Here is a 13090-nt window from a genome sequence, read left to right as displayed (position 1 = left end):
TCCCAATGTGGCTGTCTCAGACCACTTCCAGGTAGGAGCTGTGTATCGCCCGCGCCAGTTCCCGCACGGTGTCGATGAATTCCGTCAGACGGCTGTGCAGACCGTCTTCGAGAATCTCATCGATGCCCGTGTACCTCAGCCGCGCTTCAAACTCTGCGGCCAGGCGCTGCGCCTCACGCCCATAGCTACCGGGCAGGTCTGCGAGGATATGGCTCAACTCCTCGATGCACGCATGCAACGAACGCGGCACATCGCTGCGCAACAGCAGCAGCTCCGACACCGAGCGCGCATTCAGTGCATTCGGGTACAGCTCGGTGTAGGCCTCGAACGATGACAGTGCACGGAGCAGGGCGCTCCACTGGTAGTAGCCGCGGGCGGACAGGTCGCTGACCTCTTCCGATTCCTCGCCAAACATCTCATAGCGCGCATCCAGCAGGCGCAAGGTGTTGTCTGCGCGTTCGACAAAGGTGCCCAGGCGGATAAACCGATAGGCGTCATTGCGCATGATGGTGCCGGAAGTGGCGCCACGAAACAGGTGCGAACGCTGCTTGACCCAATCACAGAAGTGGCTGATGCCATGCCGCGCCAGGCCGCCGGCGGCGATGCTGCGCATTTCCAGCCAGGTGGCGTTGAGGTTTTCCCACATGTCGGCAGTGATACGCCCGCGCACCGCGTGGGCATTGCCGCGGGCGGCGCGCAGGCAGTTGTAGATGCTGGCGGGGTTTTCTTCGTCAAGGGCAAAGAAATGCAGCATGCGCTCGGCATCCAGCGTCTGGTGGCGTTCCAGGTAACTGTCCAGGGTGCCGCTGCTGAGCAACGACATCGCCAGTTCGTCCAGGCCATCGCTGCGCCCGGCCTGGGGCATCAAGGACAATGAATAACTGACTTCAAGCATGCGCGCCAGGTTCTCGGCGCGTTCCAGGTAACGGGACATCCAATACAGATCTGCGGCGGTTCTACTCAACATACTCAGCCCTCCACCACCCAGGTGTCCTTGGTTCCGCCGCCTTGCGACGAGTTGACGATCAACGAACCTTCACGCAGGGCAACCCGTGTGAGGCCGCCGGGGACCAGGCGGGTTTCCTTGCCCGAGAGCACGAAGGGCCGCAGGTCGATGTGCCGGGGCGCGATGCCGTTTTCGACAAAGGTGGGGCAGGTGGACAGGCTCAGGGTCGGTTGGGCGATGTACGCATGCGGGCGTGCCTTGATGCGTTGGCGGAAGTCCTCGATTTCGGCGGCCGTGGAGGCCGGGCCGACCAGCATGCCGTAGCCGCCGGAGCCTTGGGTTTCCTTGACCACCAGCTCTGCCAGGTTGGCCAGCACATGGGACAGCTCGTCGGGTTTGCGGCATTGGAAGGTCGGCACGTTTTGCAGGATCGGCGCTTCATCCAGGTAGAACTTGATCATCGCCGGCACGTAGGGGTAGATCGATTTGTCATCAGCCACGCCGGTGCCGATGGCATTGGCCAGCACCACATTGCCGGCGCAGTAGGCGGCCACCAGGCCGGGCACGCCAAGCATGGAGTCGGGGTTGAAGGCTTTCGGGTCGAGGAAGGCGTCGTCGATACGCCGATAAATCACGTCCACCGGCTTCGGCCCGTCGGTGGTGCGCATGAATACCTTGAGGTCGTGCACGAACAGGTCGGCGCCTTCCACCAGTTCCACGCCCATTTCCCGGGCCAGGAACGCATGCTCGAAAAACGCGCTGTTAAAGCGGCCCGGGGTCAGCACCACCACATTGGGGTTGTCCAGGCGGCTGGAACTTTTCAGGGTTTTGAGCAGCAGGTTGGGGTAGTGGTCCACCGGTGCGATGCGCTGCTTGGCGAACACTTCGGGGAACAGGCGCATCATCATCTTGCGGTCTTCAAGCATGTAGCTCACGCCGCTGGGAGTGCGCAGGTTGTCTTCGAGCACGTAATAGGTGCCGTCGCCATCGCGCACCAGGTCGACCCCGGAGATGTGCGAATAGATATCGCGGTGCAGGTCCAGGCCGACCATGGCCTTCTGATAACCCTCGTTGCCCAGCACCTGGTCCGCTGGAATGATCCCGGCCTTGATGATGCGCTGGTCGTGGTAGATATCGGCGAGGAACATGTTCAGCGCGTTGACCCGCTGGATGCAGCCGCGTTCGATCACGCTCCATTCACTGGCGGGGATGCTGCGGGGGATGATGTCGAAGGGGATCAGGCGCTCGGTGTCTTGTTCGTCGCCATAGAGGGTGAAGGTGATCCCCGCACGATGGAACAGTAAATCGGCTTCGCGACGACGCTGGGCCAGCAGTTCCGGCGGCGTGTTGGCCAGCCAGCGGGAGAAATCCTGATAGTGCGCACGGCACTCGCCGTTTGCATCATTCATTTCATCAAAGAAAGATCGAGCCATTCCAGTACCTTGTCAGTGCCGAGGGGTGCGTGGGGTGGCACTGCCGCTTTAAAAAACGCATTTTTTTATGAGCCCGTGGCTGATGGTGCCAACAGACCTGGTCCTTACTTTCTTATGGGGTCGGCTCTGGGTCGGGGGGTAACGAATGCTCCTGTATCCGGGCAGATGAATGGATAAAGCAATGCTTGTGCCGGAATGGGCAGTTGGCACTGATTACTCGGTGGCGAGCGAGCATTTGTGGCGAGCGGGCTTGCCCGCGTTGGAGTGCGCAGCGCTCCCGCTTTTTTTGGGGCCGCTACGCAGCCCAACGCGGGCAAGCCCGCTCGCCACACTTGTCACCCACTGCCTGCTCATCACGTGGGCAACAGCTGCTCTAAATTGGTGCGCGAACAAACTGAACTTCGCAGTGCCGCGATTCTTCTAAAGGGTCTCAGCCCAGCACGGAGCACGGATGTGCCCAGAATCATTTCACCCGACACCCCGGAAGCGAACCTGACCGATCACAGCGAACACAACGCCAAGATCTTCGGCTCGCCCAAGGACCGCTTGGACTTCTACCGCCGCGAGATCCAATATGAGACCTCGATTCTGGCCAACCGCACCGACGCCTACCTCACGGCGCAGTCATTCCTGGTGATCGCGTTTGTTTCGGGCATGGGCAACCTTAATCCGGAGTGGGGCAAGCTGTTCACGCTGGTGGTGCCGGTGTTTCTGGCGTTTCTTGGCATTCTCAGCTCCCTGAACGCCTGGCCGGGCATTCGTGCCGCCTACGAAATCATCGACCACTGGCATTACAAGCAAAGCGAACTGCTGCGCAGCGAGCCGGTGATGGGCATGGCCTACGATGAATCGCCGCTGTTTGCCGAGATGGAGTCGTCCCACAAGGGCTATCGCAAGTCGCTGCTGTTCTCGATGCGCGCGCCCTGGCTGTTCATGGTGTTCTGGGTGTTGCTGGGCGCCTACGCGTTTTATATCCAGGTGGACAATCCGGGTTCCTAAGCAATTGGAACTTCGCCCGTGCGCGCATGACCTTACCTTTACGCAGTCTGCGTTTTTCAACCGAGGTGACCCATGAGCACAGACAACGATCCCCAAGTCAGCAACCGAAACGACCCGACCATCGACGGCGGCGAGCCGGCACCCGGCACTGCCGCCGACGCGCCGAAAGATCCGAAACCGGCGAGTGACCCCAAGGCCAAGGAAAACGACTACAGTCCAGACTTCAAGCCTGAGCCTGAGGCCAAGCCTGAAACCGATGCTGATATCGACACCCAAGGCGGTTAGAGGAGACGGTCATGTCAAAAGAACTCGATGAAGAACTCAACGACCCAGGCAATGAAGACCCGGGTTCGCTGATGGATGATGCAGAGGTGCCGCTCAATGATCTGGATGAAGCGGCGGATGTTGGCAATAGCGAAGATCAGGACTGAGCTTTCACCTTGGCACGTCGTTCATACCACGCCAGCATCGGCTGGGTACTGAGGCCATGAACGACGATGCTCAAGGCGATCACCGACAAGGTCAGGTTCACCGCCACCGCGCTGCTGGTGCCGCTCAACCCGTGGTTGAGCGCGTAGAACAGGTAGTAAATACTGCCGATCCCGCGAATCCCGAACCAGCCCATCAAGCCGCGTTGCTGGCGATCGACCAGGCTGCCCCAAGGCATCGCACAGACGCTGAGCGGGCGAATCACACAGAACAGCAGCGCCGCCAACGGCAGGGCGCGCCAATCCCAATGGCTGATCAGCACGATCCCCAGCAGCGTCACCAGAAACACCTCCATCGAACGCTCCACCAGGCTGCCGAACGACAACATGTCGCCCATCATCACGCCGGCGGCGATCTGCGTGTCCGCCAGTTCGCTGACATCGCCTTGCAGCGCGCGCTCAGGCTCCACCTCCAGATGGCCCACCACCGGCAAGGCCAAATGCTCCGACGGGGTCTGCGCATTCCCCGTGGACCGGAACTCCGCCTGGCGCAAGCCCAGCCCGGCGGCGAACACCGACAAAAAGCCATAGCCGCCCATCGCCTCCGCCACGACGTAGGCCAGGGCGATCAGCGCCAGGGTCAGGTAATCGTTGGGGGATAAGGTGCTGTCAGCATTGGTGATGCGCATCCATAGGGTCATGCGGCCGATCCCCCGGCCCATCCAGTAGCCGACCAACAGCCCGGTTGGCACCGCCCACAGCAAATTTTTCAGCGCCCAGCCTCCCAGCCAGTCGCCGTCAAACCCGCCGTGCTGCATAAACAGCAGCGCAAAAATCACAAACGGGAAAGCCGTACCATCGTTCAAGCCCGCCTCACCCGACAGCCCGAAGCGCAGCGCGTCGTAGTCCTGGGCGTTGTTGACCTGCACCAGGCCAGCCAACACCGGGTCGGTCGGGGCCAGAATCGCGCCGACCAGCAGCGACACGCCCCACGACAATTCAAACAGGTAGTGCAGCGCCAGGCAGGTGCCGAGGATCGTCAGCAGCATCACCGGCCCGGCCATGCCGAACGCGATACGCCAGGTGCGGTGCTTGAGCGGCAAACGCAGCTTGAGCCCGCTGACGAACAGCGAAAACAGCACCGCGACTTCGGTGAGATGCTCCATCCAGCGCGCCGAGTCCTTGATGTCCAGGTGCAGCAGGTCTACGCCCAGCGGGCCAATGCCCACGCCCAGCAACAGGCACACCGCCGAGGTGGTCACCGGCATCCAGCGCAGGTAGGAGGAGGTGAGGGCAAGGGTAAGCAATACCGCGCCCAGTACGGCCAACCATAGGATAAAAGTCATCGAGTGTGTTCCGGGCCGTGGTCTATCCAGGTTGGAGGATGGCGGCCGGGTGCCGGTTCAATGTGATTCGATCAACTGTGAGCCGAGGGTTTGAAGCCTCTTGAGCGCGGCTTGATCGAGTGCCTGCGCAAGCAAATTTCACGCACCCACTAACCCGCGCTTTTCCAGCAGCAGGCGCTCAAGCTCAGCCATCGGCAGCGGTCGGCTGAACAGGTAGCCCTGGATCTGATCGCAGCCGGCGTCCTTCAAGAAGGCCAATTGCGCCTGGGTCTCTACACCTTCGGCCACTACCCGCAGTTGCAGGCTGTGGGCCAGTTCGATAATGGTGCGGGTGATTGCGGCATCCTGGGGGTTACTGGTGACTTCGCGGATAAACGCGATGTCGATCTTCAACGTGTCGATGGGGAAGCGCCGCAGGTAGGCCAGGCTTGAGTAGCCGGTGCCAAAATCATCAATCGAGATCTTCACCCCCATCGCCCGCAGCCGTTGCAGGCTGGCGATGGTGTGCTGGGTGTTTTCCATCAGTGAACCCTCGGTCAGCTCGACCTCCAGCCAGTGGGGCGCGACCCCGGTGCGGGTGAGGATGCGCCCGATATCGGCAATTAGATCACCCTCGATCAATTGATGGCCCGACACGTTCACCGACACCTCAACCGCACCGATATCGCTGCGCTGCCACGCGGCAATCTGTTGGCACACGTTATTGATCACCCAGCGCCCCACGGGGACGATCAACCCCAGGCTTTCCAGGATCGGCACAAACACCGCCGGCGATACCGCGCCGTAGCCGGGGCGGTCCCAGCGCAGCAAGGCTTCCAGCGCACAAACCTGGCCGCCGGCCAGTTCGACCTTGGGTTGGTAATGCACGGTAAACTCTTCGCGCTCAACCGCCCGGCGCAGGTCATCTTCCAAGGCTTGTCGCGCCAGGTCATGCACGCTCATGCCGGACATCGCGGTGGTTTGCTGCTGCAGTTGGTGCTCCAGCATCACGCTATGGTTTTTCAGCTGATCGCCGCGAGCCTTGAGGCGCAGCAGGTTGCGCACGCGCAACCACAATTCCACGCGTTCCACCGGCTTGCTGATGAATTCCTCGGCGCCGGTTTCCAGCCCGCTGACACGTGCACTCGCCTCACTGAGGGCCGAGAGCATGATGATCGGGATGTCCGCCGTGGTTTCGTTGCCCTTCAATTGGCTGGCCACTTCGTAGCCGTCCATGCCCGGCATCATGATATCCAGCAGAATCAGGTCCGGCGGCTGTTGCGCCACCAGCCGCAGGGCTTCCTCGCCGCTGCCCGCTGTCAGGGTCTGGTAACCCTCGTGTTGCAGCAGGGTTTCCAACAGTTTGCGAACCTGCGGTTCGTCGTCAACGATCAACAATGTTGCGGGTTGGCTGGCCATGGAGAGGACTCATATGAGGGGGCTGATGTTCTGTTGCAGCAAGCTGTCGATCACCTGGTACAGCTCCTTGTAGCGCAGCGGCTTGATGACGTAGGCATCGCAGCCGGCCAGCCGGGTTTTTTCCCGGTCTTCCTTCATGGCCATCGCGGTCAAGGCAATGACCGGGATATGCGCGGTATGCGGGTCTTGCTTGAGCAGCGAGGTGGCGGCCAGGCCGTCCATGCCGGGCAGTTGGATATCCATCAGGATCAGCGCCGGCTGTTTTTCCCGGGCCAGGGTCAGGCCACTCTCGGCATCGGCGGCCCACACCACGGTATGCCCGGCGTTCATCAGCAGTAAGCGCGCCAGGCGCATATTGGCTTCGTTGTCTTCGACAATCAGGATTTCGGCCATGTGCCCTCCGGCGCGAGATGCAACGGCAGCCACACCACAAAGCGCGCACCCAAGCCTTCGCGACTGGCTACGGCGACGCTGCCACCATGCAGATCGGTCAGTTGCTTGACCATCGCCAGCCCCAGGCCGGTGCCTTCGAATTTGCGCGCCAGGCTGCTGTCGATCTGGCTGAACGCCTTGAACAGTTTGCCCATGTCGTCCTCGGCGATCCCGATGCCGCTGTCGCTCACACTCAGTTCAAGAAACTGCCGATGGGCACTCGGCTGCAGTGCAAAGCTGTGCTGCGGCCAGTCGCCGGGGATCTGCCCGACCTGCTCGCGAGGCACGCGACGCACCGCCAGGGTCACGGAGGCGCCGTGTTCGCTGAACTTCACCGCGTTGGCCAGCAGGTTGTAGATGATCTGCTTGGTCTTGCGGAGGTCCAGTTCGAGGACGCCGAAATCGTCCTGGCTTTCCAGCTTCAATTGGATGCGTTGCAACGCGGCTTTTTCGCGCACGATCAACAGGCTGTTGGCCAACAGGCCCGCCAGCTCTACGGCCTCCAGCTCCAGGTCCATCATCCCGGCCTCGACCTTGGACAGGTCGAGGATGTCATTGATCAGCGACAGCAAGTGCTGGCCGCTGGTGAAGATATCGCCGATGTACTCGCGCTGCACCTCACTCATGTCGCCAACCAGGCCGTCTTTCAAGGCTTCCGAGAAGCCGATCACCGCATTCAGCGGGGTGCGCAGTTCGTGGGACATGGTGGCGAGGAATTCGGACTTCATGTGGCTGGCGTGTTCCAGCTCCAGATTCTTTTCTTCCAGTGCGCGCTCAAAGCCTTTGCGCTCGGCTTCTTCCTGTTTGCGGGCGGTGTTGTCGGTGCCGATCAGCAGGTAGCCGATGATGGTGTCGTGGCGGTTGCGCAGGGCGGTCACCGAGACCATGGCCGAGAGGCGGCTGCCGTCCTTGCGGATATAGGTCAGCTCGTAAATATCCTCGATGCCACGCGAAGCCTTGAACACCAGGGCTTCGAACCCCGGGTTGATCGGCGTGTCGAGTTCCAGGCTGAGGGCGGCGGCGCGGGTGATGAGTTCGGCGGGGTCGGAAATATCGGCGGGGGTAATACGGTTCAGTACATCGTCGGCGGCATACCCGAGCATGCGTTCAGCGCCGACATTGAAGATCTGGATCACGCCTTTTTCGTCGGTGGCGATGCTGGAGAAGTAGGCGCTGTTGAAAATCGCGTCTTGCAGGGCGCCGGTCTTGAGCAGGGTTTTCTGGCGTTTGAATTCGACGATTTTTTCGGCGCGCGATTGGGCTTCGGGCGGATTCAGGGTTGGGTTTTTATCCATCGCAAGGGCGTTCCGTGACATTCAGGCCCGCCACCGTCAAGCGACGAGGGCGCAGAGCATGCTCACAGAAGATCCCATGGAGGCGATGAGGAGGAGATGAAGTCTTTGGACAATAGCAGAGATTATGGCGTTTTGATGGTGGAAAACCACCACCCGTTGAACTTTGCCCTTCAATTGAATGGTTCAGGCGGTTTTCTGGCAAATCGCCATGATTAAACGTTTCACCAAACGATAAATGGCCAACGCAAGCGCTTGCGTAAGCAAATGTATCTGACTAGAGTCAGCGGCACTCGACTACAAAAATAATAAACGCAGGAGCTCATTCATGAGCCTTGAACCCTTGCTTGAGATGCAGGGCATCAGCAAGACCTTCAACGGTCTGCGCGTGCTCAAATCAGTTGGCCTGAAGGTCTACCCCGGCGAAATCCACGCCTTGATGGGGGAGAACGGCGCCGGCAAATCCACCTTGATGAAAATCCTCTCCGGCGCCTACCAGGCCGACCCCGGTGGCGAAATCCGCATTGCCGGCCAGCCCGTCACCAGCTTCACGCCTGCCACCGCCAAAGCCCTCGGCATCGCCGTGATCTATCAGGAACTGAGCCTGTGCCCGAACCTGAGCGTGGCCGAGAACATCTACCTGGGCCGCGAACTGCGCCGAGGCTGGACGATCGACCGCAAGGGCATGCAGGCCGGCTGCAGCGAGGTGTTGCAGCGCCTGGGCGCCGAGTTCACAGCGGCCACGCCCGTCAGCAGCCTGTCGATTGCCGAGCGCCAGTTGGTGGAAATCGCCCGGGCGCTGCATGGCCACGCCAGGATCCTGGTGATGGACGAACCCACCACGCCATTGTCGTCCCGCGAGACCGACCGCCTGTTTGCGCTGATCAAACAGCTGCGCAGCCAGGGCCTGGCGATTATCTATATCAGCCACCGCATGGCCGAGATCTACGAGCTGTCGGACCGGGTGTCGGTGCTGCGCGACGGCCAGTACATCGGCGAGCTGACCCGCGACGCACTGTCAGCCGAAGTGCTGGTGAAAATGATGGTGGGCCGCGACCTGTCCGGTTTCTACAAGAAGGAACACGCGGCGTATAACCCCGGCAACGTGGTGATGCGTGTACGTGACATGGCCGACGGCAAGCGCGTGCGCCATTGCAGTTTCGAACTGCATGCCGGTGAAGTGCTGGGCATTGCCGGGCTGGTGGGGGCAGGGCGCACGGAACTTGCGCGACTGATCTTTGCCGCCGACCCGCGCACTTCCGGAACCCTGGAAGTGGTGGGCAAGACCGTCACCCAACTGCGCAACCCGGCGGATGCGATTCGCGCAGGCGTGGTGTACCTCACCGAGGACCGCAAGGCCCAGGGGCTGTTCCTGGACATGAGCGTGGCCGACAACATCAACGTCTGCGCCTGCGTGCCGGATGCGCATGCGGGCGGGGTGCTGGATCGCAGCCATGGCGCGCAACGCTCGAATGACGCGATCAAGTCGCTGTCGATTCGCGTGGCCTCGGGCAAGGTCAGCGTGGGCTCGTTATCCGGTGGCAACCAGCAGAAGGTCTTGTTGGCGCGCCTGCTGGAGGTCAAGCCACATGTGCTGATCCTCGACGAACCCACGCGCGGGGTGGACATCGGTTCCAAATCCGAAATCTACCGCATCATCAATCAACTGGCCCAGGCCGGAGTGGGCATCGTGGTGATCTCCAGCGAATTGCCGGAAATCATCGGCACCTGCGACCGGGTGCTGATCATGCGTGAAGGCCAGTTGGTGGCCGAAGTCGGCGGGGCTTCCGGCCACGTCATTTCCCAGGAACGTATTATTGACCTCGCCACCGGTGGCGATCAGGTGGTTGCCCATGGCTGATTCAATGATTGCAACAACAGGCAAAGCGGAACGTGTTCGCGAACTGATGCGCACGGTCGGCATGCTGCCGGTGCTGGTCTTGTTGCTGGTGGGCTTTGCCCTGGCCAGCGAAAACTTCCTGACGATGCAGAACCTGTCGATCATCACGCAGCAGGCCTCGGTCAACGTGGTGCTGGCGGCCGGGATGACGTTTGTGATTCTGACGGCCGGGATCGACCTGTCGGTGGGCGCGATCCTCGCGGCCTCGGCGGTGGTGGCGCTGCAGGCGTCGATGTCGCCGCAGTTCGGCATGTTCGGAATTGCCGCCGGTGTCGGCTTCGGCCTGTTGCTGGGCCTGGTCAACGGCGGGCTGATCGCATTCATGCGCCTGCCGCCGTTTATCGTCACCCTGGGTGCGCTGACGGCCATGCGCGGTCTGGCGCGCTTGTTGGCGGATGACAAAACCGTGTTCAACCCCGACCTGCCGTTTGCCTTTATCGGCAATGACTCGATTCTCGGCGTGCCCTGGCTGGTGGTGATTGCCGTGGCGGTGGTGGCGCTGTCGTGGTTCATCCTGCGCCGTACGGTGATGGGCGTGCAGATCTACTCGGTGGGCGGCAACCCGGAAGCGGCGCGTTTGTCGGGGATCAAGGTGTGGAAGGTGCTGCTGTTCGTCTACGCCATGTCCGGTGCGTTGGCCGGGCTCGGCGCGGTGATGAGCGCCTCGCGCCTGTTCGCCGCCAACGGCCTGCAACTGGGCCAATCCTACGAGCTGGATGCGATTGCGGCGGTGATCCTGGGCGGCACCAGTTTTACCGGCGGCGTCGGCACCATCGGCGGCACGCTGATCGGCGCACTGATTATCGCGGTACTCACCAATGGCCTGGTGCTGCTGGGGGTGTCGGATATCTGGCAATACATCATCAAGGGCATCGTGATCATCGGCGCGGTTGCGCTGGATCGCTATCGCCAGTCCGGTGCACGGACCTGATTTCACCCCCATAACAATCACAAGAGAGCACCGCATGAACCTCAAACGCATGTTTCCCGTCGTTGCCTTGGCTGCCCTGATGTCCCAAGCCGTCGAAGCCCGAGAACTCAAGGCCCTGGGCATCAGCATGGGCTCGCTCGGCAACCCGTATTTCGTCACCCTGGCCGATGGCGCCACGGCGCGGGCCAAGGAGTTGAACCCCAACGTCAAAGTCACGTCGGTGTCGGCCGACTATGACCTGAGCAAGCAGTTTTCGCAGATCGACAACTTTATCTCGTCCAAGGTCGACCTGATCCTGATCAACGCCGTGGACCCTTCGGCCATGGCGTCGGCGATCAAGAAAGCGCGGGACGCCGGGGTCGTCGTGGTGGCGGTGGATGTGGACGCCAAAGGCGTGAACGCCACCGTGCAGACCGACAACGTCGAAGCCGGCAAGCTGGCCTGCCAATACCTGGTGGACAAGCTCTCGGGCAAGGGCAATGTGATTATCCAGAATGGCCCGCAAGTCACCGCCGTGACCGACCGCGTCAAAGGTTGCAAGGCCGCGCTGGCTGCGGCGCCTGAGATCAAGGTGTTGTCCGATGACCAGGATGCCAAAGGCTCCCGCGAAGGCGGCTTGAATGCCATGCAGGGTTACCTCACGCGCTTCCCGAAAATCGACGGCCTGTTCGCGATCAACGACCCGCAAGCCATCGGCAGTGACCTGGCGGCCAAGCAACTCAAGCGCAGTGGCATCATCATTACCTCGGTGGACGGCGCGCCGGATATCGAGAACGCGTTGAAGACCGACACGCAGATCCAGGCGTCGGCCAGCCAGGACCCATGGGCCATGGCCCAGACGGCAGTGAATGTGGGTAATGACCTTCTGAATGACAAGGCCCCGGCCGAAGCGGTGACCCTGCTCACGCCAAAACTGATCACCCGCGACAACGTCGCTACGTACAGCGGCTGGTCGAGTAAACACTGAGGGGAACCGCGCCGTGGTGACGATGGATGACGTGGCAAGCAGGGCAGGTGTGTCGTCGTCCACCGTGTCTCACGTGTTGAACGGTACGCGCAAGGTCAGCGCGGCCACGGTGCAGGCGGTTCAGCGGGCGATCCAGGAACTGGGTTACATCCCCAACACCCTGGCGCGCTCGTTGGCCCGCTCCAGTACCAGCACGATTGGCGTGGCGATTTCGGCGCTGTCCAACCATTACTTCAGCGAGACGGTGCACGCGATTGAAACCGAGTGCGCCAAGCACGGCTACATGATGCTGTTTGTCGACACCCACGATGACCCGGAGCAGGAATTGCGGGTGGTTACCGCGCTGCATCACCGGCGTGTCGACGGGATTTTGCTGGCGCCGTCGAACGGTTCCAGGGCTCTGGAGTATCTGCGGGCCAACGAGATTCCGGCGGTGCTGGTGGACCGAATGATGAGCGAGCAGTTTGATCAGGTCGGCGTGGACAATGCCCAGCCCACGCAGGCGCTGATTGCCCACTTGATAGCCCATGGGCACAGGCGTATCGGCTTTATCGCCGGGCGTGAAGGGTTCAGTACCACGGACGAGCGAGTGGCCGGCTACCGGGCGGCGCTGCAAGCGGCAGGGCTGGGGTTTGATCCGCAGTTGGTGGTCAACGGCGGCTCGGACACCGCGCCGGCGCGAGAGGCCACGGCGCAATTGCTGGCCTTGCGCGAACCGCCCACCGCGATCATGGCCGGCAATAACCTGATGACCCTCGGCGCCATGCACGCCCTGCGTGACGCGCATATCGAGGTACCGCAGCAGATGGCGCTGGTGGGTTTTGACGATTTTGACTGGGCGGATTTTTTTGTGCCGCGCCTGACTTTGATTGCCCAGCCCGTCAAGCAACTGGGCGCTCGGGCGGTGCATATGTTGTTGCAACGCATGGCCTCGCCCGATGCACCGCCCCAAAGCGTGCGCCTGGCCCCGACCCTGCAACGGCGTAATTCATGTGGCTGTACTGGATTGGAATGACCC

The 13090-nt window shown here is 61.6% G+C and carries 13 protein-coding genes; 7 read left to right on the top strand and 6 right to left on the bottom strand.

The window, feature by feature from the left end; all coding sequences use genetic code 11:
* Positions 1-16: 16 nt before the first annotated feature.
* A complete protein-coding gene (locus LRS56_11675) occupies positions 17-967 on the bottom strand; it encodes an alpha-E domain-containing protein (protein ID WDU65050.1) in 951 nt (316 codons plus the stop codon).
* A gap of 2 nt (positions 968-969) precedes the next feature.
* On the bottom strand, positions 970-2379 hold the full coding sequence (locus LRS56_11670) for a circularly permuted type 2 ATP-grasp protein (GenBank protein ID WDU65049.1): 1410 nt from the start codon (positions 2377-2379) through the stop codon (positions 970-972).
* A 453-nt stretch (positions 2380-2832) separates the two neighbouring features.
* Here LRS56_11670 and LRS56_11665 point away from each other — a divergent pair, with 453 nt between their 5' ends.
* The 3 genes from LRS56_11665 to LRS56_11655 all read left to right on the top strand — a co-directional run bounded on the left by LRS56_11665 (position 2833) and on the right by LRS56_11655 (position 3809).
* Positions 2833-3378: a hypothetical protein gene (locus tag LRS56_11665; protein WDU65048.1), complete on the top strand. Its 546-nt coding sequence runs from the start codon at positions 2833-2835 to the stop codon at positions 3376-3378.
* A gap of 72 nt (positions 3379-3450) precedes the next feature.
* On the top strand, positions 3451-3663 hold the full coding sequence (locus tag LRS56_11660; protein WDU65047.1) for a hypothetical protein: 213 nt from the start codon (positions 3451-3453) through the stop codon (positions 3661-3663).
* An 11-nt stretch (positions 3664-3674) separates the two neighbouring features.
* The gene (locus LRS56_11655) at positions 3675-3809 is read left to right on the top strand and encodes a hypothetical protein (GenBank protein ID WDU65046.1); all 135 of its coding nucleotides are present in this window, start codon (positions 3675-3677) and stop codon (positions 3807-3809) included.
* On the opposite strand, the gene LRS56_11650 is transcribed toward LRS56_11655, so the two are convergent.
* The 4 genes from LRS56_11650 to LRS56_11635 all read right to left on the bottom strand — a co-directional run bounded on the left by LRS56_11650 (position 3800) and on the right by LRS56_11635 (position 8277).
* Positions 3800-5152, bottom strand: coding sequence for a sodium:proton antiporter (locus LRS56_11650; GenBank protein ID WDU65045.1), 1353 nt, complete (start codon positions 5150-5152; stop codon positions 3800-3802). The two genes, LRS56_11655 and LRS56_11650, sit on opposite strands and share 10 nt — an antisense overlap.
* A gap of 138 nt (positions 5153-5290) precedes the next feature.
* A complete protein-coding gene (locus tag LRS56_11645) occupies positions 5291-6550 on the bottom strand; it encodes an EAL domain-containing response regulator (GenBank protein ID WDU65044.1) in 1260 nt (419 codons plus the stop codon).
* A gap of 9 nt (positions 6551-6559) precedes the next feature.
* Complete coding sequence (locus tag LRS56_11640; protein ID WDU65043.1) at positions 6560-6943, bottom strand: response regulator; 384 nt, start codon at positions 6941-6943, stop codon at positions 6560-6562.
* A complete protein-coding gene (locus tag LRS56_11635) occupies positions 6928-8277 on the bottom strand; it encodes a PAS domain-containing sensor histidine kinase (GenBank protein ID WDU65042.1) in 1350 nt (449 codons plus the stop codon). Before LRS56_11635 ends, LRS56_11640 begins: the two co-directional genes overlap by 16 nt.
* A gap of 325 nt (positions 8278-8602) precedes the next feature.
* Here LRS56_11635 and LRS56_11630 point away from each other — a divergent pair, with 325 nt between their 5' ends.
* Genes LRS56_11630 through LRS56_11615 form a run of 4 tightly spaced genes read left to right on the top strand, consistent with a single transcriptional unit; the run spans position 8603 to position 13087 of the window.
* Positions 8603-10135 (top strand): sugar ABC transporter ATP-binding protein, encoded by a 1533-nt coding sequence (locus LRS56_11630; protein ID WDU65041.1) that lies wholly within the window; start codon positions 8603-8605, stop codon positions 10133-10135.
* Entirely contained in the window at positions 10128-11105 is a 978-nt protein-coding gene (locus LRS56_11625; GenBank protein WDU65040.1) for a ribose ABC transporter permease, read from the top strand. The genes LRS56_11630 and LRS56_11625 overlap by 8 nt, the downstream gene beginning before the upstream one ends.
* 34 nt (positions 11106-11139) lie before the next feature.
* The gene (locus tag LRS56_11620; GenBank protein WDU65039.1) at positions 11140-12072 is read left to right on the top strand and encodes an ABC transporter substrate-binding protein; all 933 of its coding nucleotides are present in this window, start codon (positions 11140-11142) and stop codon (positions 12070-12072) included.
* Between the two features lie 13 nt (positions 12073-12085).
* The gene (locus LRS56_11615; protein ID WDU65038.1) at positions 12086-13087 is read left to right on the top strand and encodes a LacI family DNA-binding transcriptional regulator; all 1002 of its coding nucleotides are present in this window, start codon (positions 12086-12088) and stop codon (positions 13085-13087) included.
* Positions 13088-13090: the final 3 nt, after the last annotated feature.

Origin of the sequence: Pseudomonas poae (genome assembly GCA_028869255.1) — a bacterium.
GTDB lineage: Bacteria > Pseudomonadota > Gammaproteobacteria > Pseudomonadales > Pseudomonadaceae > Aquipseudomonas > Aquipseudomonas poae_C.
The sequence above is the reverse complement of the archived record's forward strand: the minus strand, read 5'-3'. Positions and strand labels throughout refer to the sequence as shown.

Bases quoted from the DNA above. Each gene is read 5' to 3' on its own strand.
- LRS56_11675 (WDU65050.1), bottom strand. From the start codon at position 967: ATGTTGAGTAGAACCGCCGCAGATCTGTATTGGATGTCCCGTTACCTG.
- LRS56_11650 (WDU65045.1), bottom strand. From the start codon at position 5,152: ATGACTTTTATCCTATGGTTGGCCGTACTGGGCGCGGTATTGCTTACC.
- LRS56_11640 (WDU65043.1), bottom strand. From the start codon at position 6,943: ATGGCCGAAATCCTGATTGTCGAAGACAACGAAGCCAATATGCGCCTG.
- LRS56_11660 (WDU65047.1), top strand. From the start codon at position 3,451: ATGAGCACAGACAACGATCCCCAAGTCAGCAACCGAAACGACCCGACC.
- LRS56_11630 (WDU65041.1), top strand. From the start codon at position 8,603: ATGAGCCTTGAACCCTTGCTTGAGATGCAGGGCATCAGCAAGACCTTC.
- LRS56_11645 (WDU65044.1), bottom strand. From the start codon at position 6,550: ATGGCCAGCCAACCCGCAACATTGTTGATCGTTGACGACGAACCGCAG.
- LRS56_11620 (WDU65039.1), top strand. From the start codon at position 11,140: ATGAACCTCAAACGCATGTTTCCCGTCGTTGCCTTGGCTGCCCTGATG.
- LRS56_11670 (WDU65049.1), bottom strand. From the start codon at position 2,379: ATGGCTCGATCTTTCTTTGATGAAATGAATGATGCAAACGGCGAGTGC.
- LRS56_11635 (WDU65042.1), bottom strand. From the start codon at position 8,277: ATGGATAAAAACCCAACCCTGAATCCGCCCGAAGCCCAATCGCGCGCC.
- LRS56_11625 (WDU65040.1), top strand. From the start codon at position 10,128: ATGGCTGATTCAATGATTGCAACAACAGGCAAAGCGGAACGTGTTCGC.
- LRS56_11655 (WDU65046.1), top strand. From the start codon at position 3,675: ATGTCAAAAGAACTCGATGAAGAACTCAACGACCCAGGCAATGAAGAC.